The sequence below is a fragment of the Pseudomonas machongensis genome (genome assembly GCF_034961125.1).
GTDB lineage: Bacteria > Pseudomonadota > Gammaproteobacteria > Pseudomonadales > Pseudomonadaceae > Aquipseudomonas > Aquipseudomonas machongensis.
Genome location: NZ_JAYFUI010000099.1, coordinates 1 through 18,484, shown reverse-complemented (window position 1 = coordinate 18,484; position 18,484 = coordinate 1). Strand labels below are relative to the sequence as shown.

At 63.3% G+C, this 18,484-nt stretch carries 19 protein-coding genes; 13 read left to right on the top strand and 6 right to left on the bottom strand.

Going from position 1 to position 18,484, the window contains the following annotated elements:
- The first annotated feature begins 10 nt into the window (after positions 1-10).
- The 11 genes from rsfS (at position 11) to VA602_RS10665 (ending at position 10,449) form a co-directional block, all read left to right on the top strand.
- Complete coding sequence (rsfS, locus tag VA602_RS10715; protein WP_054892808.1) at positions 11-433, top strand: ribosome silencing factor; 423 nt, start codon at positions 11-13, stop codon at positions 431-433.
- A gap of 9 nt (positions 434-442) precedes the next feature.
- A complete protein-coding gene (gene rlmH, locus VA602_RS10710) occupies positions 443-910 on the top strand; it encodes a 23S rRNA (pseudouridine(1915)-N(3))-methyltransferase RlmH (protein WP_054892809.1) in 468 nt (155 codons plus the stop codon).
- Between the two features lie 17 nt (positions 911-927).
- Positions 928-2,823, top strand: coding sequence for a penicillin-binding protein 2 (gene mrdA, locus VA602_RS10705; RefSeq protein ID WP_065861513.1), 1,896 nt, complete (start codon positions 928-930; stop codon positions 2,821-2,823).
- Positions 2,824-2,861: 38 nt separating this feature from the next.
- The gene (gene rodA / locus VA602_RS10700) at positions 2,862-3,965 is read left to right on the top strand and encodes a rod shape-determining protein RodA (protein WP_054892858.1); all 1,104 of its coding nucleotides are present in this window, start codon (positions 2,862-2,864) and stop codon (positions 3,963-3,965) included.
- Positions 3,966-3,982: 17 nt separating this feature from the next.
- Positions 3,983-4,993, top strand: coding sequence for a lytic murein transglycosylase B (gene mltB, locus VA602_RS10695; protein ID WP_112899527.1), 1,011 nt, complete (start codon positions 3,983-3,985; stop codon positions 4,991-4,993).
- Positions 4,993-5,994, top strand: a complete 1,002-nt coding sequence (locus tag VA602_RS10690) for a septal ring lytic transglycosylase RlpA family protein (RefSeq protein WP_065861514.1) — start codon at positions 4,993-4,995, stop codon at positions 5,992-5,994. The genes mltB and VA602_RS10690 overlap by 1 nt, the downstream gene beginning before the upstream one ends.
- 201 nt (positions 5,995-6,195) lie before the next feature.
- Positions 6,196-7,356, top strand: coding sequence for a D-alanyl-D-alanine carboxypeptidase family protein (locus VA602_RS10685; protein WP_054892812.1), 1,161 nt, complete (start codon positions 6,196-6,198; stop codon positions 7,354-7,356).
- 75 nt (positions 7,357-7,431) lie between these two features.
- Positions 7,432-7,707 (top strand): DUF493 domain-containing protein, encoded by a 276-nt coding sequence (locus tag VA602_RS10680; protein WP_054892813.1) that lies wholly within the window; start codon positions 7,432-7,434, stop codon positions 7,705-7,707.
- Positions 7,707-8,354 (top strand): lipoyl(octanoyl) transferase LipB, encoded by a 648-nt coding sequence (gene lipB, locus VA602_RS10675; RefSeq protein ID WP_151926374.1) that lies wholly within the window; start codon positions 7,707-7,709, stop codon positions 8,352-8,354. The genes VA602_RS10680 and lipB overlap by 1 nt, the downstream gene beginning before the upstream one ends.
- A gap of 2 nt (positions 8,355-8,356) precedes the next feature.
- Positions 8,357-9,373, top strand: a complete 1,017-nt coding sequence (gene lipA / locus VA602_RS10670) for a lipoyl synthase (RefSeq protein WP_063542599.1) — start codon at positions 8,357-8,359, stop codon at positions 9,371-9,373.
- Positions 9,374-9,510: 137 nt separating this feature from the next.
- Positions 9,511-10,449, top strand: coding sequence for a S66 peptidase family protein (locus VA602_RS10665; RefSeq protein WP_323453194.1), 939 nt, complete (start codon positions 9,511-9,513; stop codon positions 10,447-10,449).
- Positions 10,450-10,484: 35 nt separating this feature from the next.
- Here the strand turns inward: VA602_RS10665 and VA602_RS10660 are convergent, their stop codons facing one another.
- From VA602_RS10660 to leuS, 5 genes are all read right to left on the bottom strand, one after another.
- A complete protein-coding gene (locus VA602_RS10660; RefSeq protein ID WP_112897241.1) occupies positions 10,485-11,798 on the bottom strand; it encodes a lytic murein transglycosylase in 1,314 nt (437 codons plus the stop codon).
- A gap of 54 nt (positions 11,799-11,852) precedes the next feature.
- Positions 11,853-12,017, bottom strand: a complete 165-nt coding sequence (gene arfA / locus VA602_RS10655; protein ID WP_039580593.1) for an alternative ribosome rescue factor ArfA — start codon at positions 12,015-12,017, stop codon at positions 11,853-11,855.
- Between the two features lie 202 nt (positions 12,018-12,219).
- Positions 12,220-13,257, bottom strand: a complete 1,038-nt coding sequence (holA, locus tag VA602_RS10650) for a DNA polymerase III subunit delta (RefSeq protein WP_323453193.1) — start codon at positions 13,255-13,257, stop codon at positions 12,220-12,222.
- 36 nt (positions 13,258-13,293) lie between these two features.
- Positions 13,294-13,899 (bottom strand): LPS-assembly lipoprotein LptE, encoded by a 606-nt coding sequence (locus VA602_RS10645; RefSeq protein ID WP_054892819.1) that lies wholly within the window; start codon positions 13,897-13,899, stop codon positions 13,294-13,296.
- 60 nt (positions 13,900-13,959) lie between these two features.
- Positions 13,960-16,566 carry a leucine--tRNA ligase gene (gene leuS / locus VA602_RS10640; protein ID WP_063542611.1) on the bottom strand — a complete coding sequence of 869 codons (2,607 nt, stop codon included), beginning with the start codon at positions 16,564-16,566 and terminating at the stop codon, positions 13,960-13,962.
- A gap of 238 nt (positions 16,567-16,804) precedes the next feature.
- Here leuS and VA602_RS10635 point away from each other — a divergent pair, with 238 nt between their 5' ends.
- Positions 16,805-17,119 (top strand): hypothetical protein, encoded by a 315-nt coding sequence (locus VA602_RS10635; RefSeq protein WP_054892821.1) that lies wholly within the window; start codon positions 16,805-16,807, stop codon positions 17,117-17,119.
- Between the two features lie 130 nt (positions 17,120-17,249).
- Positions 17,250-18,011: a YdcF family protein gene (locus VA602_RS10630; RefSeq protein ID WP_323453192.1), complete on the top strand. Its 762-nt coding sequence runs from the start codon at positions 17,250-17,252 to the stop codon at positions 18,009-18,011.
- A 200-nt stretch (positions 18,012-18,211) separates the two neighbouring features.
- Here the strand turns inward: VA602_RS10630 and VA602_RS10625 are convergent.
- On the bottom strand, positions 18,212-18,484 hold a 273-nt coding region (locus tag VA602_RS10625; RefSeq protein WP_323453191.1), incomplete at its 5' end, for a transposase.

The window sequence follows — 18,484 nt, the reverse complement described above, 5'->3', positions numbered from 1 at the left end:
CGAGTTTTATATGACCAAGCAGAAAATCAATGGCGAAGAACTGGTCGAACTGACCAAGGCCGCGCTGGAAGACGTCAAGGCCCAGGATATCCAGGTCATCGACGTGCGCGACAAGCACAGCCTCACCGACTACATGATCATTGCCACCGGTACCTCCAACCGCCAGATCAACGCGATGCTGGAAAAGGTTCGTGAGGCCGTCAAGGCCAAGGGCGCGCAGCCGCTGGGCGAAGAAGGCAAGGGCGACAGCGACTGGGTGCTGCTGGACCTGAACGACGTCATCGTGCACATGATGACCGCCGCTGCCCGTCAGTTCTACGACCTGGAGCGCCTGTGGCTGGGCGCCGAGCAGAGCCGTGCTGCTGATGCCAAGCACCACAGCCCGGAAAACGCCAGCGACTACTTCACCGACAAACTCAAGGATCGGGAATAAGGAAGCGTCGTGCGTCTGCGTCTGATCGCGGTCGGCTCGCGCATGCCGAAGTGGGTCGAGGAAGGCTGGCACGAATATGCCAAGCGCCTCCCCGCCGAGCTGTCGTTGGAGCTGGTTGAAATTCCGCTGAACACCCGTGGCAAGAACGCCGACGTTGCCCGCCTGATCCGTCAGGAGGGCGAGGCGATGCTGGCCAAGGTCCAGCCCGGTGAACGGATCGTCACGCTCGAAGTCCATGGCAAGCCGTGGAGCACCGAGCAGCTGGCGACCGAGCTGGATCGCTGGCGCCTGGATGCGCGTACGGTCAACCTGATGGTGGGCGGCCCGGAAGGGCTGGCGCCGGAAGTCTGCGCCCGCGCCGAGCAGCGCTGGTCGCTGTCGCCGCTGACCCTGCCGCACCCGTTGGTGCGGATACTCATCGGTGAACAGATCTATCGCGCCTGGACCGTGTTGTCCGGGCACCCTTACCACAAATGACTTCGTAAGCCTGTCCGATGCCGCAGCAGATCCGCCTCAAGGACCACGAGAAAGACGCACGCCTGGTGCGCAACCGCGTCGTGGTCGGCGCGGTGGCGATCATGCTGCTCGTGTCCGTGCTGATCGCGCGCCTGTATTACCTGCAGATCATCCAGTACGACTACCACTCGACGCTGTCGGAGAACAACCGGGTGCATGTGCAGCCGATTCCGCCGACCCGTGGGCTGATCTTCGACCGCAACGGGGTGATCGTTGCCGATAACCGGCCAAGCTTCAGCCTGACCATGACCCGCGAACGGGCAGGCAAGTGGCAGGAGGTGCTGGATACCATCATCGAGGTGCTCGAACTGAGCGAAGATGATCGTGCCCTGTTCGAGCGCCGCATGAAGCAGGGGCGTCGGCCGTTCGAGCCGGTGCCGATCCTGTTCGAACTGAGCGAGGAGCAGATCGCCCGCGTCGCGGTGAACCAGTTCCGTCTCCCCGGCGTTGAGGTGGCGGCGCAACTGGTGCGGCATTACCCACAAGGGGCGCATTTCGCCCATTCGGTGGGCTATGTCGGGCGGATCAACGAGAAGGAGCTCAAGTCCCTCGATCCGGTGAACTACAGCGGCACCCATCATATCGGCAAGACCGGTATCGAGCGCTTCTACGAGGACGACCTGCACGGCCAGGTTGGCTACGAGGAAGTCGAGACCAACGCTCGCGGCCGTGTATTGCGGGTGCTCAAGCGCACCGACCCGATTCCTGGCAAGGATATTGTCCTGAGCCTGGACATCAAGCTGCAGGAGGCCGCCGAAGAGGCGCTGGCCGGGCGCCGTGGTGCGATCGTCGCCCTCGATCCGCGCACCGGCGAGGTCTTGGCGATGGTCAGCCAGCCGAGCTTCGACCCCAACCTGTTCGTCACCGGCATCAGCTTCAAGGCCTATGCCGAGCTGCGCGATTCGATCGACCGCCCGCTATTCAACCGCGTGCTGCGCGGCCTGTACCCGCCGGGCTCGACCATCAAGCCGGCAGTGGCCATCGCCGGCCTGGACAGCGGCGTGGTCAATGCCAGCAGCCGGGTATTCGATCCGGGCTATTACCAACTGCCCAACTATGACCACAAGTACCGCAACTGGAACCGTACCGGCGATGGCTGGGTGGATCTGGATGTGGCGATCATGCGCTCGAACGACACCTACTTCTACGATCTTGCACACAAGATGGGGATTGATCGGTTGTCGGCCTACATGAACAAGTTCGGTATCGGCCAGAAAGTCTCGCTGGACATGTTCGAGGAGTCGCCCGGGTTGATGCCATCACGTGAGTGGAAGCGCGCCACCCGCCGCCAGGCCTGGTTCCCCGGCGAAACGCTGATCCTGGGCATTGGCCAGGGCTACATGCAGGCAACGCCCCTGCAACTGGCCCAGGCCACCGCGCTGATCGCCAACAAGGGCAAGTGGAACCGTCCGCACCTGGCCAAGACCATCGAGGGCAAGCAGCCGGTGGATGAAAATCCGATGGAAGACATCGTGCTGCGCGACAAGAACGACTGGGCCCGGGTCACCCATGGCATGGAGCAGGTGATGCACGGCGCGCGCGGTACAGCGCGCAAGGCCGCGCTCGGGTCGCAATACCGCATCGCCGGCAAGAGCGGTACCGCGCAGGTGGTGGCGATCAAGCAGGGCGAGAAGTACGACCGCAACAAACTCCAGGAGCGTCACCGCGACCACGCGCTGTTCGTCGCCTTCGCACCCGCCGAAGATCCGAAGATCGTGGTCTCGGTAATGGTCGAGAACGGCGAGTCCGGCTCCGGCGTCGCCGCCCCCGTGGTGCGCCAGGTCATGGACGCCTGGTTGCTCGACGAAAACGGCCGGCTCAAGCCCGAATTTGGCCCTGCCACTGTCACTGTCGCCCAGGAAACGGCCCCGTGAAGAACAATTTCGATCGCATGCTCTCCAGCGAGGACGTGATGCGCAGGCGCGCCAGCTTCCTGCAGCGCATCCATGTCGACGGTCCACTGCTGCTCATTCTGCTGACGCTCGCCGCCGGCAGCCTGTTCGTCCTCTATTCGGCCAGCGGCAAGAACTGGGACCTGCTGATGAAGCAGGCCAGTTCCTTCGGCATCGGCCTGGTTTCCATGTTCATCATCGCCCAGCTCGAGCCGCGCTTCATGGCGCGCTGGGTGCCGTTGGCCTACGTGGCGGGGGTGCTGTTGCTGGTGGTGGTGGACGTGATGGGCCACAACGCCATGGGCGCCACGCGCTGGATCAACATTCCCGGGGTGATTCGCTTCCAGCCCTCGGAGTTCATGAAGATCATCATGCCGGCGACCATCGCCTGGTACCTGTCCAAGCGTACCCTGCCGCCCCATCTGAAACACGTGGCAATCAGCCTGGTGTTGATCGGTGTGCCGTTCATCCTTATCGTCCGACAACCTGACCTTGGCACGGCTTTGCTGATCCTTGCCTCCGGCGCGTTCGTGCTGTTCATGGGCGGCTTGCGCTGGCGCTGGATCATCAGCGTGGTGACGGCGGCCGTACCGGTGGCTGTGGCGATGTGGTTCTTCGTGATGCATGACTATCAGAAGCAACGGGTCCTGACCTTCCTCGACCCCGAGAGCGATCCGCTGGGCACTGGCTGGAACATCATCCAGTCCAAGGCCGCGATCGGTTCGGGCGGCGTGTTCGGCAAGGGCTGGCTGCTGGGCACTCAGTCGCACCTGGACTTTCTGCCCGAAAGCCACACCGACTTCATCATTGCCGTACTGGGTGAGGAATTCGGCCTGGTAGGCATCTGTCTGCTGCTGATCATCTACCTGTTGCTGATCGGTCGCGGCCTGGTCATCACCGCGCAGGCTCAGACCCTGTTCGGCAAGTTGCTGGCCGGCAGCCTGACGATGACCTTCTTTGTTTATGTATTCGTCAACATCGGCATGGTAAGTGGCCTGCTGCCCGTGGTGGGTGTGCCGTTGCCCTTTATCAGCTATGGCGGAACTTCGTTGGTGACGCTGCTGTCAGCGTTTGGCGTTTTGATGTCGATCCACACGCACCGCAAATGGATCGCACAGGTTTGAAAAAGGTGAAGAATTTCATGCAAGCAGTGCGTGGCTGGGCTGCCCGTTGTATGCCGTGGATCGGCGCGATGGGGCTACTCGGCGCTGTCCAGCAGGCCAATGCCGGCGACTATGACGGCTCGCCCAAGGTGGCCGAATTCGTTGGCGAAATGACCCGCGACTACGGCTTTGCCGGCGAGCAGCTGATGGGTGTATTCCGCGAGGTGCAGCGCAAGCAGGCGATCCTCGACGCGATCTCGCGTCCGGCCGAGCGGGTCAAGCCCTGGAAGGAATACCGCCCGATGTTCATCACCGATGCGCGCATCGCTCGCGGTGTCGACTTCTGGCGCCAGCACGAAGCCGTGCTGGCCCGCGCCGAGCAGGAATACGGCGTTCCGGCCCAGTACATCGTCGCGATCATTGGCGTGGAAACCTTCTTTGGCCGCAATACCGGCAACTACCGGGTCATCGATGCCTTGTCGACGCTGGGCTTCGACTACCCGCCGCGCGCCGAGTTCTTCCGCAAGGAGCTGCGAGAGTTCCTCTTGCTGGCGCGTGAGGAGCAACTCGACCCGCTCACGCTCAAGGGGTCCTATGCTGGCGCCATGGGCCTGCCGCAGTTCATGCCGAGCAGTTTTCGCAATTACGCCGTGGATTTCGACGGCGACGGCCACATCAATATCTGGAACAACCCGGATGATGCCATCGGCAGTGTGGCCAGCTATTTCAAGCGCCACGGCTGGGTCGCCGGGCAGCCCGTGGTCAGCCGGGCCCAGGTCAGCGGTGCGCGTGTCGACGAGGGCCTGACCACCGGCATCGAGCCTGTGAAGACGGTCGGGGAGTTGCGAGCGCTGGGCTGGTCGAGTCATGATGCGCTGCGCGATGATCTGCCGGTCACGGCGTTTCGGCTCGAAGGCGACAACGGCCCCGAATACTGGATGGGCCTGAAGAACTTCTACGCGATCACGCGTTACAACCGCAGCGTGATGTATGCCATGGCGGTGCATCAGCTCTCGCAACAGCTGGTCCAGGCACGGGGCGTCAAGTAATGCGCGAATTGTTCAAAGCCAATACCTTCAAGTTGCTGACTTGCGCCGCCATCGGCGTATTGCTGGTCAGCTGTTCTTCCAGCCGTCCGACCTCGCAGGGGGGCGGCAACACCGTTCGCTCGCAGCCGGGCCTGGACATCAACCGTGCCCACAAAGACGGTGCACCCTGGTGGGACGTGGACGTCAACAAGATCCCCGACGCTACCCCGACCGTGCACACCGGCAACTACAAGGCCAACCCGTACACCGTGCTGGGCAAAACCTATTACCCGATGCAGGACTCGCGCAACTACCGCGCCGAGGGCACGGCGTCGTGGTACGGCACCAAGTTCCACGGGCAGAACACCGCCAACGGTGAGCTTTACGACCTCTACGGCATGAGCGCGGCGCACAAGACCCTGCCGCTGCCGGCCTATGTGCGGGTGACCAACCTGGCCAACGGCCGCAGCGTGATTCTGCGGGTCAACGACCGCGGGCCATTCTATTCGGATCGCATCATCGACTTGTCGTACGCCGCGGCGAAGAAGCTCGGTTACGCCGAAATCGGCACCGCCCATGTGCGCGTCGAAGGCATCGACCCGCAGCAGTGGTGGGCGCAGAAGGGCCAGCAGCCGCCATTGATGCTCAAGGAGCCGCAGGTCGCCCAGGCGCAGCCGATCCCCGCCAGCACCGGGCGTGTCGAACAATGGACCCCGCCGCCGCAGCAGCACGCTGCTCCCGTGGTGCCGGTGCAGGTGGCCGGCAACAACGTACCGGGCAACAGCGGCGGCAGCTTCCTTCAGGTCGGCGCCTTCGCCAACCCGGACGCCGCCGAGCTGTTGCGTTCGAAGTTGAGCACCATGGTCAGTGCGCCGGTGTTCATCAGTTCCATCGTGCGCAACCAGCAAACGCTGCACCGGGTACGTTTGGGGCCGATCAGCAGCCAGGGTGAAATCCAGCAGGCGCAGGACAGCATTCGCCTGGCGAACCTGGGGCAGGCCAAGCTGGTCACAGCAGACTGAAAGCGCAGTACCTTCCGGCGCGGGTTTGCCCGTGAGCAAGACGATGCCGACCTGTCGGTTTGTTCATGAATTGCCAGGTCCGGCCATGTACAATGGCGGTTTTGCCCCTTGGGGCATGGGCTGTCCGCCAGCCCCGAAGCAGACTGAAACGCCGTGGTCTCCCCACGGAACATCAGACCATTAGCGATTTACGAGAGACGGATGAACATCACCAACCTTGCCAAACGACTTTGCCTGCCCGTACTGCTGCTGATCGTGCCCGCTGCCTTTGCAGCCGAGCAGATGATGCCAGCACCTCCGCAGTTGGCAGCCAAGTCCTATGTACTCATGGATGCGTCCAGCGGCAACGTGCTGGTCGAGAACAACGGTGACGAGCGCCTGCCGCCAGCCAGCCTGACCAAGCTGATGACCGCCTACATCGCCACCCTCGACATCCGTCGTGGCCAGATCGGCGAGAACGACCCGGTGACCGTCAGCGAGAACGCCTGGCGTACCGGCGGTTCGCGCATGTTCATCAAGGTCGGCAGCCAGGTGACCGTCAGCGACCTGCTGCACGGCATCATCATCCAGTCGGGCAACGATGCCTCGGTAGCCCTTTCCGAGCACATCGCCGGCAGTGAAGACGCCTTCGCCGACATGATGAACAAGACTGCCGCCGACCTGGGCATGTCCAATTCGCACTTCATGAACCCGACCGGCCTGCCGAACCCTGAGCACTATTCCTCGGCCCACGACATGGCCCTGCTGGCGCGTGCGATCATCAACGAAGATCCCGCGCACTACGCGATCTACTCGCAGAAAGAGTTCTACTGGAACAACATCAAGCAGCCTAACCGCAACCTGCTGCTGTGGCGCGACAAGACCGTCGACGGTCTGAAGACCGGCCACACCGAGGAAGCCGGCTACTGCATGGTGGCCTCGGCCGTTCGCGATGGCCAGCGTCTGATCGCGGTGGTGTTCGGCACCAACAGCGAGCAGGCCCGTGCCGCCGAAACGCAGAAGCTGCTGACCTACGGTTTCCGCTTCTTCGAAACCCAGACCTTCTACCAGAAGGGTACCGAGCTGACTCAGGCGCCGGTCTGGAAGGGCGCCACCGCTCAAGTCAAGGCGGGTCTGGCCAACGACCTGACCATGACCATGCCTAAAGGCCAATTGAAACGCCTCCAGGCTTCGATGACCATGAACCCGCAGCTGACCGCTCCGATCGCCAAAGGTGACGTGATCGGTAAAGTGGAAGTCAAACTGGACGAGAAAGTGGTGCACAGCGCCGACCTGATCGCCCTGGATGGCGTCGAGGAAGGTGGTTTCTTCCGCCGTATGTGGGATAGCATCCGCCTGTTCTTCTACGGTTTGTTCAACTGATACGTGACCGGCCATGCCCCCGCGCAACCGCTCGGGGGCATTGTTGTTGCCACGCCTTACGAGGGCGTACGCGCCATGAGCGAAGCTGACGTCAAGTCGCACAAAATCGAATTCCCCTGCGCCGATTACCCGATCAAGGTCATCGGCGATACCGTTGTCGGCTTCAAGGACATGGTCATCGAGGTCCTGAGCAAGCACGCCAAGGTCGACCTGTCCACCCTGGCCGAGCGCCAGAGCAAGGAAGGCAAGTACACCACGGTACAGCTGCACATCGTCGCCGAGAGCGAGAACCAGCTGCACGACATCAACAGTGCCCTGCGTGCCACCGGCATCGTGAAAATGGTACTGTGATGCCCGCGCCCCTCGGTTTTCGCGATCTTGGCCTGCAGCCCTATGAACCGGTGCTGGAAGCCATGCGTCGCTTTACCGAGCAGCGCGGCCCGGACAGCCAGGACGAAGTCTGGCTGGTCGAGCATCCCGCGGTCTTCACCCAGGGCCAGGCCGGCAAGGCCGAGCATCTGCTGATACCGGGCGATATCCCGGTGGTGCAGACCGACCGCGGCGGTCAGGTCACCTACCACGGCCCCGGCCAGTTGGTCGCCTACCTGCTGCTGGACGTGCGTCGCCTGGGTTTTGGCGTGCGCGAGCTGGTCAGCCGTATCGAGCGTACGCTCATCGAACTGCTCGCCAGCTACGGCGTGCAGGCGCTGGCCAAGCCCGACGCCCCTGGCGTCTATGTCGATGGCGCGAAGATCGCGTCACTTGGCCTTCGAATCCGCAACGGCCGTTCGTTCCACGGCCTTGCCCTGAACGTGGACATGGACCTTGCGCCATTCCGCCGAATCAACCCCTGCGGGTATGCGGGGCTGGCCATGACCCAGCTGCGCGACCTGGCAGGCCCGATCGAACTTGACGAGGTCAGGACAAGGCTGCGTGGACAGCTGGTCAGGCACCTCGACTATGCTGAGCAGACGACCCTCACGGGCGGAATCGACTGATTATGACAACTGTGCAAGAAGCCGTGCCGAACCTGATCGCGACGCAAGACGTCACCCCACGCCCCGCCCCCAAGAAAGTGGAAGCCGGGGTCAAGCTGCGTGGCGCCGATAAGGTCGCGCGCATCCCGGTGAAAATCATCCCCACCGACGAACTGCCGAAGAAACCCGACTGGATCCGCGTGCGCATCCCGGTTTCGCCGGAAGTCGACCGCATCAAGCAACTGCTGCGCAAGCACAAGCTGCACAGCGTCTGCGAAGAGGCATCCTGCCCTAACCTGGGCGAGTGCTTCTCCGGTGGCACCGCGACTTTCATGATCATGGGTGATATCTGCACCCGTCGCTGCCCGTTCTGCGACGTTGGCCATGGTCGTCCCAAGCCGCTGGACCTCGATGAGCCGAAGAACCTGGCGGTCGCCATTGCCGATTTGCGCCTGAAGTACGTGGTGATCACCTCGGTAGACCGCGACGACCTGCGTGATGGTGGTGCCCAGCACTTTGCCGATTGCATCCGCGAAATCCGCGCCCTGTCCCCAGGCGTGCAGTTGGAAACCCTGGTACCGGACTACCGCGGGCGTATGGACGTAGCGCTGGAAATCACCGCGCAAACGCCGCCTGATGTGTTCAACCACAACCTCGAGACCGTGCCGCGTCTGTACAAGGCCGCGCGTCCTGGGTCGGACTACGACTGGTCGCTGGACTTGCTGCAGAAGTTCAAGCAACTGGTGCCGCACGTCCCCACCAAGTCGGGCCTGATGCTCGGCCTGGGCGAGACCGACGAGGAGGTCATCGAGGTGATGCACCGCATGCGCGAGCATGACATCGACATGCTGACCCTCGGCCAGTACCTGCAGCCGTCGCGTAGCCACTTGCCGGTGCAGCGTTTCGTGCACCCCGACACCTTCGCCTGGTTCGCCGAGGAAGGCTACAAGATGGGCTTCAAGAACGTGGCCTCCGGCCCGCTGGTGCGCTCGTCCTACCACGCCGACCAGCAGGCTCACGAAGCCAAGATCAAGCTCTGATCAAGGCTGAGCTGAACATGCCGATGCACGCCGGAAGGCGGCATCGGCATTTTTGTTTTCCGGGGCAGCGCTGCCTATGTGCGTCCTTACATTACCCCCGTTAGAGTGGCCAGCCCTCATATGCAAGGAATCGCACGATGAACTGTCTTGAAACCCCGGTCTTCAGCCTGCCCAGGGCATTGCCCGGCAACGCCTGCTTCGCAATTGTCGCGCCAGCGGGGCCTGCACGGCTGGATGTGAGCAAGGCGCGTCAATGGTTCGAGCAGCGTGGCTTGCGTTGCCGCATCTACCCCGGCGCGCTACAGGCCGACGGCTACCTGGCAGGCAGTGACGAGCAACGCTTGCGTGACCTGCACGACGCCTTCGCTGACCCTCGGATCGACGCGATCCTGTGCATGCGAGGTGGCTATGGCAGCATGCGGCTGCTTGATCGGCTGGATTTCGAGCTGATTCGTCGCCACCCCAAACCCTTGATCGGCTACAGCGACATCACCGCCCTGCACACGGCAATCCATCGCCATGCCGGGTTGCTCACCTTCCATGGCGGGATGCTCAATGCCGACCTGCTCGGTGCCAAGCTCGAGCCGACCGTCAGTTCGTTGTTCCAGCAATTGCAGGGGCAGCTCGGGCGAGGCGATGCCATCGAGCATCCGGCGGCGTTTGGCCTGACGACCGTGGTCCGTGGTGTCGCCAGCGGGCGGTTGGTGGGTGGCAACCTGTCGATGCTTGGGGCGACTCAAGGCACCTTGGCGCAGATCGATACCCACGGCAGCATCCTGTTCATCGAGGACGTCAACGAGCCCCTGTACCGGGTGGACCGCCTGCTGACCCAGTTGCGTCTGGCTGGCACGCTGGAGGGGGTCAAGGGTGTGCTGGTGGGAGACTTTGCGGGGATCACGGTGACGGCGTTGGAGCCATTGCTCAGAGACGTATTCGGGCCGCTTGAGGTGCCGGTGCTGGCAGGATGGCGCAGTGGACACTGTGATCCGAATGTCTGCCTGCCGCTGGGGGCGCAGGTGCGGCTGGACAGTGATGCACAGCAGCTTGTGCTGGAGCAGGCGCTGTTCACAGCCTGAAGCTATAGGGGCTGCACAAGCAGCCCCACTATTCTCTAGCGCCGCAGGCTATCGAGCAGCTTGTGCGTCGGATACCCATCAGCCGGCCAGCCTTGGGCCTGCTGGGCATTGCGAATGGCTTTGCGGGTGTTGGCACCGATGATGCCATCGGCGTTACCGGCTTCGTGCCCGCTGGCATTGAGCAGGTTCTGCAGCTCCATGCGCTCGCTGCGGCTCAGTGGCAGGTCGTCCTTCGGCCACGAACCGGCAATGAAACCCCAGCCCGAGAAGCGATCACCCAGCAGGCTTACCGCCAGGGCGTAGGACGAGGAATTGTTGTACTTCAGGATTGCGCGGAAGTTGTCCAGCACCAGGAATGCCGGTCCGCGTGCGCCTGCTGGCAGCAATAGCGCTGCCGAGAGCTGGTTGCTGCCGCTGGGCAGTTGGGTGCCGGTCGGCAGTGTCACACCCAGGCTCAACCATTCGCTGACCGACTTGCGTTGGGCGCCGTCTGCCAGCCAGTAATCGAAGCCTGCCGGCACCTGAACCTCGAAGCCCCAAGGCTGGCCACGCTTCCAGCCCGAGCTTTGCAGGTAGTGCGCGGTGGAGGCCAGGGCGTCTGCCGTGCTGTTCCAGATGTCGCGGCGGCCATCGCCGTCGAAGTCCACCGCGTGGGTGTTGTAGGTGGTAGGGATGAACTGGGTCTGCCCCATTGCACCGGCCCAGGAGCCGCGCATGGCCTCGGGCTGAATGTCGCCGTTCTGGAGGATCTGCAGCGCGGCGATCAACTGGTCCTGGGCGAAGGTGGGGCGGCGGCCCTCATAGGCCAGGGTGGCCAGCGAGCGGATCACCGACTTGTTGCCCTGGAACTGTCCGAAATTGCTCTCCATGCCCCATACGGCAACCAGTACCTGGCGGTCGACGCCATAACGTTGCTCGATACGGCCGAGTAGCTCGGCGTGCTGTTCCAGCAGTTTCTTGCCGTTGCGCACGCGCAGGGGCGACAACGCACCGTCGAGATATTCCCAGACCGGGCGGGAGAACTCAGGCTGGCTGCGATCGGCCTTGATCACGTCCATGTCGGGTGTCACGCCAAGGAATGCACGGTCGAAGGTGCTTGGGCTGATACCAGCTTGCAGCGCTTGTTGGCGGAAGCCCGCCTGCCATTGGGCGAAGGTCTGCAACGGTTGGATTTCGCTGCTGGTGTCAGTGGCGGTGCCGGGCAGGGTAACGTTCGGAGCGGGCTGGGCAGGGGCCAGCGGCAGGGCGTCGGCAGCGGTGGGTTTTTCCGCGCAGGCGACGAGCAGGATGAAGCTGGAGGCCGCGATCAGCTGGCGGGGGCGCCAGCGCTGGGAAAGACTGAAGGACATGCACAGATCCAGTTTTGCAGTTCAGGTGCCGACCATATCATGCCTGCGCCTTTTTCAGGCGGCCAGAAAGCAAGAAGCCTCCCAATCTCTCGATTGGAAGGCTTCGCGGCGGTAGCTGCCCTTGCCCTTTTCCGGTCGTTCCTGGCGGCAGCGGAACAGGGGTTGGGCGATGATCGACTTGGCCTTGTTGGGGCCGTGCTTTTTCGGCTTCTTGCTCATGGCGGGTTCCCAGGTTGGATGAACTTGGGGGCCGACTTTATGGCCTAGGCGAACGGGGAGCCAATTGATTGTGTGTATTGACGTTGAGTGACGACCTGTGACCCCCCTGTGGGAGCGGGCTTGCCCGCGAATCAGGCAACGCGGTGAGTGGCACCGGCTGCGCCGGTGTTCGCGGGCAAGCCCGCTCCTACAGTAGTCCCAATCATTCCGAAGGCAGCGCCAGGCGCTGTCCGGCCATCAACAGCGACAGCCGCGACAGCCCGGTCCACGGCGAACCCTCAGCCTGGCCTTTGATCTGTGCGTCGATGCGTTGGGCATCCTGCAGCAGTTGCGCCCAGCGTTGCGCTGACAGGCGCTGCAGGGCCTTGCTGACCAGAGGGCGGCGTTTGTCCCACACGGGCGGGCGCGCCTGGCTGAAGGCCTTGTCCAGCGGTACACCCTGGCTGAACTGCTGGGCCAGCCCCGCCAGCAGGCGCAGCTCGCGGGCCAGCGCCCACAGAATGACCGGCGGCTCGACCCCCTCGCCACGCAGCCCTTCGAGCATGCGCAGGGCATGCCCGGCCTCGCCGTTTAGGATGGCATCGACCAGGCCGAAGACATCGAAGCGGGCGCTGTCGGCGACGGCGGCCTGGACGGTCTCGACGGTGATCTGGTTGCCCTCGGCGAGCAGCTTGAGTTTCTCGATCTCCTGGGCGGCCGCCAGCAGGTTGCCCTCGACCCGTGCGGCGATCAGGTCGACGGCATCGCGCTGTGCCGACAGCCCGGCCTGGGACAGGCGCTGGTTGATCCATTGCGGCAATTGCTGGGCGTCCACCGGCCAGATCTGGATGAACTGGCAGTGTTCGCCTTCGATGATGGCCTTGCCCCACTTGGTCTTCTGCGCGCTGCCGTCGAGCTTGGGCAGGCTGACCAGCAGCAGCGTGTCTTCGGCAGGGTGGGCGCAATACTCCATGAGCGCGGCAGCGCCCTTGTCGCCGGGTTTGCCCGACGGCAGGCGTAACTCCAGCAGGCGACGTTGGGCGAACAACGACAGGCTGGCACCGGCCAGCAGCAGGCTGCCCCAGTCGAAATTGGCATCGGCGCTGAACACCTGGCGTTCATCGAAACCCTGCTGGCGCGCGGCGGCGCGAATGGCGTCGGCGGCTTCCTGACACAGCAGCGGATCGTCGCCACTGACCACATAGACCGGGGCCAGTGTGCCTTGCAGGTGCTTGTTGAGTTGGGCGGGAGAAAGCTTCATGGGATGGGCGGGGCACCAGCGGTGCCCCGTTCAGGCTCAATGGGCCGGGACTTCCAGCGGCGATTGCTGGGGCGTGTTGTCCTGGATGCGCTGGGCCTCTTTCAGGGCTTCGGCTTCGGCGCGTGCACGCTCGTCAGCCTTGCGCTGAAGGTGCGCCAGGTGCTCCGGGGTAAGCTGCTGCAGGCGGACCATCATGCCCTGCACCAGGTCGCGACGCATTTCCTGGCGAACCTGCGTGGCTTCCTGGGTGGAGCCGGTGATGTTGTTGCCGTCGTAGACATAGATCTTGCGGACTTCCAGCTTGTCTGCGAGCAGTACTGCATCGTTCTGACCCTGAACCTCGTAGTTCAGCACGGTGGTCAGCTCGTATTCAGCAGAGCGGCTACCGCCGGAGTAGGTCGCCGCGCGCTGGCTGTCCTGCTCGTTGGTCAGTACCAGTTTGTAGGGCGCGCCGGCCTGGACCTTGACACCACTGTTCTGCAGGGTCTGGCGCAGTTGGGTGACGGTCTCGCCGTAGGCGTTACGTGCACCGAGGTCCAGCTCCTTGAGGGCAATTTCGTTGGTGCCGGTACCGCGCAGCTGGAAACCGCAGGCACTGAGCACGGCGGCCAGGCCTATTACCAGCAGATTGCGTTTGATCATGTTGTTGCTCCCTTGTGGGCCTGTTCCGCCCGCCCCGTGTCTCAGGGGCGGGCGTTGCCATCAGTTGGCGACGATGTTGACCAGCTTGCCCGGTACCACGATGACCTTGCGGATGGTCAGGCCATCGAGGAAGCGCAGGACATTGTCGTTGTTACGGGCGGCGGCTTCGATTTCCTCGCGGCTGGCGGCAGCGGGCATTTCGACCTGGCCACGCAGCTTGCCGTTGACCTGGACCACCAGGGTGATGGTGTCCTGTACCAGCGCGCTTTCGTCGACGGCCGGCCAGCCAGCATCGATCACCGCCTGGGTGTGGCCCAGTTCCTTCCACAGTGCGTGAGAGAGGTGCGGGGTGATCGGTGCCAGCAACAGGGTGACGGCCTCCAGGCCTTCCTGCAGCAGGGCGCGATCCTGTTCGCTGGCTTGCGGAGCCTTTTCCAGGATGTTCATCAGGGTCATCACCTGGGCGATGGCGGTGTTGAACTTGTGGAACTGACCCACGTCGGTGCTGGCTTGCTTGATTGCTGCGTGGATGCCGCGGCGGATGACCTTCTGCGCGTCGTCCAGGGCGGCGATGTCCAGCTTGCCTGGCAGGCCCTGGGCAACATGGCCGTGAGCCAGGCGCCAGACACGACGCAGGAAGCGGCTCGCGCCTTCGACACCGGAGTCGGACCACTCCAGGCTCATGTCGGGTGGCGAGGCGAACATCATGAACAGACGGCAGGTGTCGGCGCCGTAGGCGTCGATCATGGCCTGCGGGTCGACGCCGTTGTTCTTCGACTTCGACATCTTCTCGGTGCCGCCGATTTCCACCGGCAGGCCGTCGGTCTTCAGGCGTGCGCCGATGATCTTGGCCTTGGCGTCGCGCTCGACCTCGACATCGGCCGGGTTGAACCAGTCACGGCCGCCGTTGCTGGCGACGCGGTAGTAGGTTTCGGCGACGACCATGCCTTGGGTCAGCAGGTTCTTGAACGGCTCGTTCGAGGTGACCAGGCCTTCGTCGCGCATCAGCTTGTGGAAGAAGCGTGCGTACAGCAGGTGCAGGATGGCGTGTTCGATACCGCCGATGTACTGGTCGACCGGCAGCCAGTGGTTGGCCGCTTTCGGGTCGACCAGGCCACCCTCGTAGTTGGGCGAGGCGTAGCGGGCGAAGTACCAGGACGATTCGACGAAGGTGTCCATGGTGTCGGTTTCGCGCTTGGCCGCGGTGCCGCATTTCGGGCAGGTGCACTCATAGAACTCGGGCATGCGCGCCAGTGGCGAGCCAGCGCCGTCCGGCACCACGTTCTCTGGCAGCACGACCGGGAGCTGGTCTTCCGGCACTGGCACGTCGCCGCAGGACGGGCAGTGGATGATCGGGATCGGGCAGCCCCAGTAGCGCTGGCGGCTGATGCCCCAGTCGCGCAGGCGGAACTGGGTGCGCGACTTGCCGAGGTCCTTGCGGATCAGCGCGGCTTCGATGGCGTCGAAGGCGCCGGCGAAGTCCAGGCCGTCGAACTCGCCGGAGTTGATCAGTTGGCCGTGCTCGCCATAGGCGGCCAGCCATTCGCTGCCGACTTCGTCGCCGGCGCTGGTGCGCACCACGGCCTTGACCGGCAGGTTGTACTTTTGAGCGAACTCGAAGTCGCGCTCGTCATGGGCCGGAACAGCCATTACCGCGCCATCGCCGTAGTGCATCAGCACGTAGTTGGCGACCCAGACCGGCAGCTTCTCGCCGGTGAGCGGGTGCTCGACCAGCAGCGAGGTGGCCATGCCTTTCTTCTCTTGCGTGGCCATGTCGGCCTCGGCCACGCTGCCGCTCTTGCATTCGTCGATGAATGCTTGCAGCGCCGGGTTGCCCTGGGCGGCCTGGGTGGCCAGCGGGTGCTCGGCGGCGACGGCGACGTAGGTGGCGCCCATCAGAGTGTCGGGACGGGTGGTGAAGACCTTCAGCGCGCCCTCGTGACCGATGCTCGCCTGGTCGTAGGGGAACTGCACTTCCATGCCACGCGACTTGCCGATCCAGTTGCGCTGCATGGTCTTGACCTGCTCTGGCCAGCCCGGCAGCTCGTCGAGGCTTTCAAGCAGCTCGTCGGCGTAGTCGGTGATGCGGAAGTAGTACATCGGGATTTCGCGCTTCTCGATCAGCGCGCCCGAACGCCAGCCGCGGCCGTCGATGACCTGCTCGTTGGCCAGCACGGTCTGGTCGGCCGGGTCCCAGTTCACGGTCCCGTTCTTGCGATAGATCACGCCTTTTTCGAACAGGCGGGTGAACAGCCACTGCTCCCAGCGGTAGTAGTCCGGCTTGCAGGTGGTGACTTCACGCGACCAGTCGAAGGCCAGACCCAGGCTCTTGAGCTGGGTCTTCATGTATTCGATGTTTTCGTAGGTCCACTTAGCCGGGGCGACGTTGTTCTTCATCGCCGCGTTTTCCGCCGGCATGCCGAAGGCATCCCAGCCCATCGGCTGCAGGACATTCTTGCCCAGCATGCGCTGGTAGCGGGCAATGACGTCGCCGATGGTGTAGTTGCGCACGTGGCCCATGTGTAGCTTGCCGCTCGGGTACGGGAACATCGATAGGCAATAGTAAGTATCCTTGCCTTGCTGTTCGGTGACAGCGAACGATTGTTGCTCGTCCCAGAAGTTCTGGGCGGCGGCTTCTAAATCACGGGGCTGGTATTGTTCGTGCATGGCTACTTTTGCTGAGAGTGAAGAGACCTTGTTTCCAGGCAGCGCAACCTCGCTGCGTCCGGCACTCCGGTGTCGATGAGAGTGAACGGCCTAGCATACATGAGCGTCGCGCGTCGTGGGAAACCCAGAATGCGATTGACGCCGTGCGGGCCGTTTGTCGCAGCGGGCTGCTGCTTTTTTCAGTGCCGCTAAGCTCATCTATGGGGGGAGATATTCTTACCTTCAATGAGGTGAACGGATGGGAGAGTCGCAGCTAACCGCAATCAAACCGGAGCTATACGAACGCCTGATCGACCGACTGGGCCTGGCACTCGAAGTGGCCAGAACCTCGGTGCGACTGCGCGACGAAATGCCAGCAGAATTGGAGCTTCGCGGCCTGAGCCCCGCGGAGTTCCAGGTGATCAAGGCTTATCTGGACACGCTTCCGGAGAGCCGTTTCGCCAGTGCCGGCGCCTACCCTCAGCCGGAGTCGGGCAAGGGCAAGATCGTCTGGCTCAAGGACCGGCAGCGCCCCGCTGCAATGGACAGATCCAGAACGCAACCTTCCCGATAGCCGTTCAGGACACCAGGCCCGCGTCGTTTCGTGACGCTTCTTCGATACACCACTCTGATCGACGCCGGTCGCGCACTTGTTGCCCGGCGTCGATCCTCTTAGGCTGCACCTCTTCTATTGAGGTGCGCGCATGCCGATTCGTTTTTTCGTCAAGCAGTGGCTTATGCCGCCGGGCTTGCTGTTCCTGTTGCTGCTGGCAGCTTGGTGGCTGCGCAAGCGCCGCCCGCGCCTGGCCGGGTTGTGTTTTGTCATCGGGCTGGGAGGCTTGTGGCTGATGAGCCTGCCGCTGGTGGTACAGGAGTCGGCGCGGGCGTTGGAAACCGAGGCGCCCCTGGCGCTGGATGAGTGGGCCGGGTTGGCCGCGCGTGCCGATGCCATCGTGATCCTGGGCGCAGGCCGGGAGCGTGGCGATCCGGCCTGGGGCGGACAGGACCAGCCCACTGGCACGGCGCTGGAGCGCATGCGCTATGCGGCGCAGTTGGCCAAGGCTTCGGGCTTGCCGGTGCTGACCACCGGCGGCCTGCACTACGGCACGCCGCCGAGCGAGGCGCAACTGATGGCCGCTCGGCTCAAGGCTGACTTCGGGGTGGATGTGGCCTGGAAGGAAGAGGCCAGCCGCACGACCTGGGAAAACGCTCGTTTCAGCGCCGATGTTTTGCAGCCGCTGGGCCTGCGCCGTGTGGTGGTGGTGACCCAGGCCTGGCACATGCAACGCTCACGCTGGAGCTTCGAGCAGGTGGGGTTCGAAGTGGTGCCCGCGCCAGTGGGGTTCCTGGGGGGCGATCATGCACGACCGTTTGCCGGGCTGCTGCCGGAAAGCCGGGCGATCTGGCAGAGCGGGCAGTTGCTCAACGAGGCGGTAGGGCTGCTGGGATATCGATTGTTCTATTGATGTGGCAAACGCTGTGCTGGTCTCTTCAAGGGGAGCCCTCCCCCACAGGCACTGGGTTCTGAAGACCTTGCAGTGCCTGTGGGAGCGGGCTTGCCCGCGAAAAAAGCCCGTTATCAGACTGTGTGAAAACACACTGACAAGCCTTAGACCAGACGCCCCGACTTGTTCGGGGCGTTTGTTTTTGTGCTGAAAAAGGCTCTTCAGCCCATCAGTTGCATCATTTTCTTGGCACCCAGGACGCTGATCGCTCGCTTGAGGTTGTAAGCGGTCACGGCCAGCGACATCTCAGCTCTTGTCCCTTCGAGTTGTCGCAGCAGGAAGCGCCCGTTCCCAAATAACCATTGTTTGAGATTGCCAAACGGGTGCTCCACGATGGATCTGCGCCGTTCCATCATCTCTGGATGCAGTTGCATCCGCTGCGCCATACGCTCAAAGGCTTCCTCTTGAGCGTGACGTGAGACATAGCGGCGCTT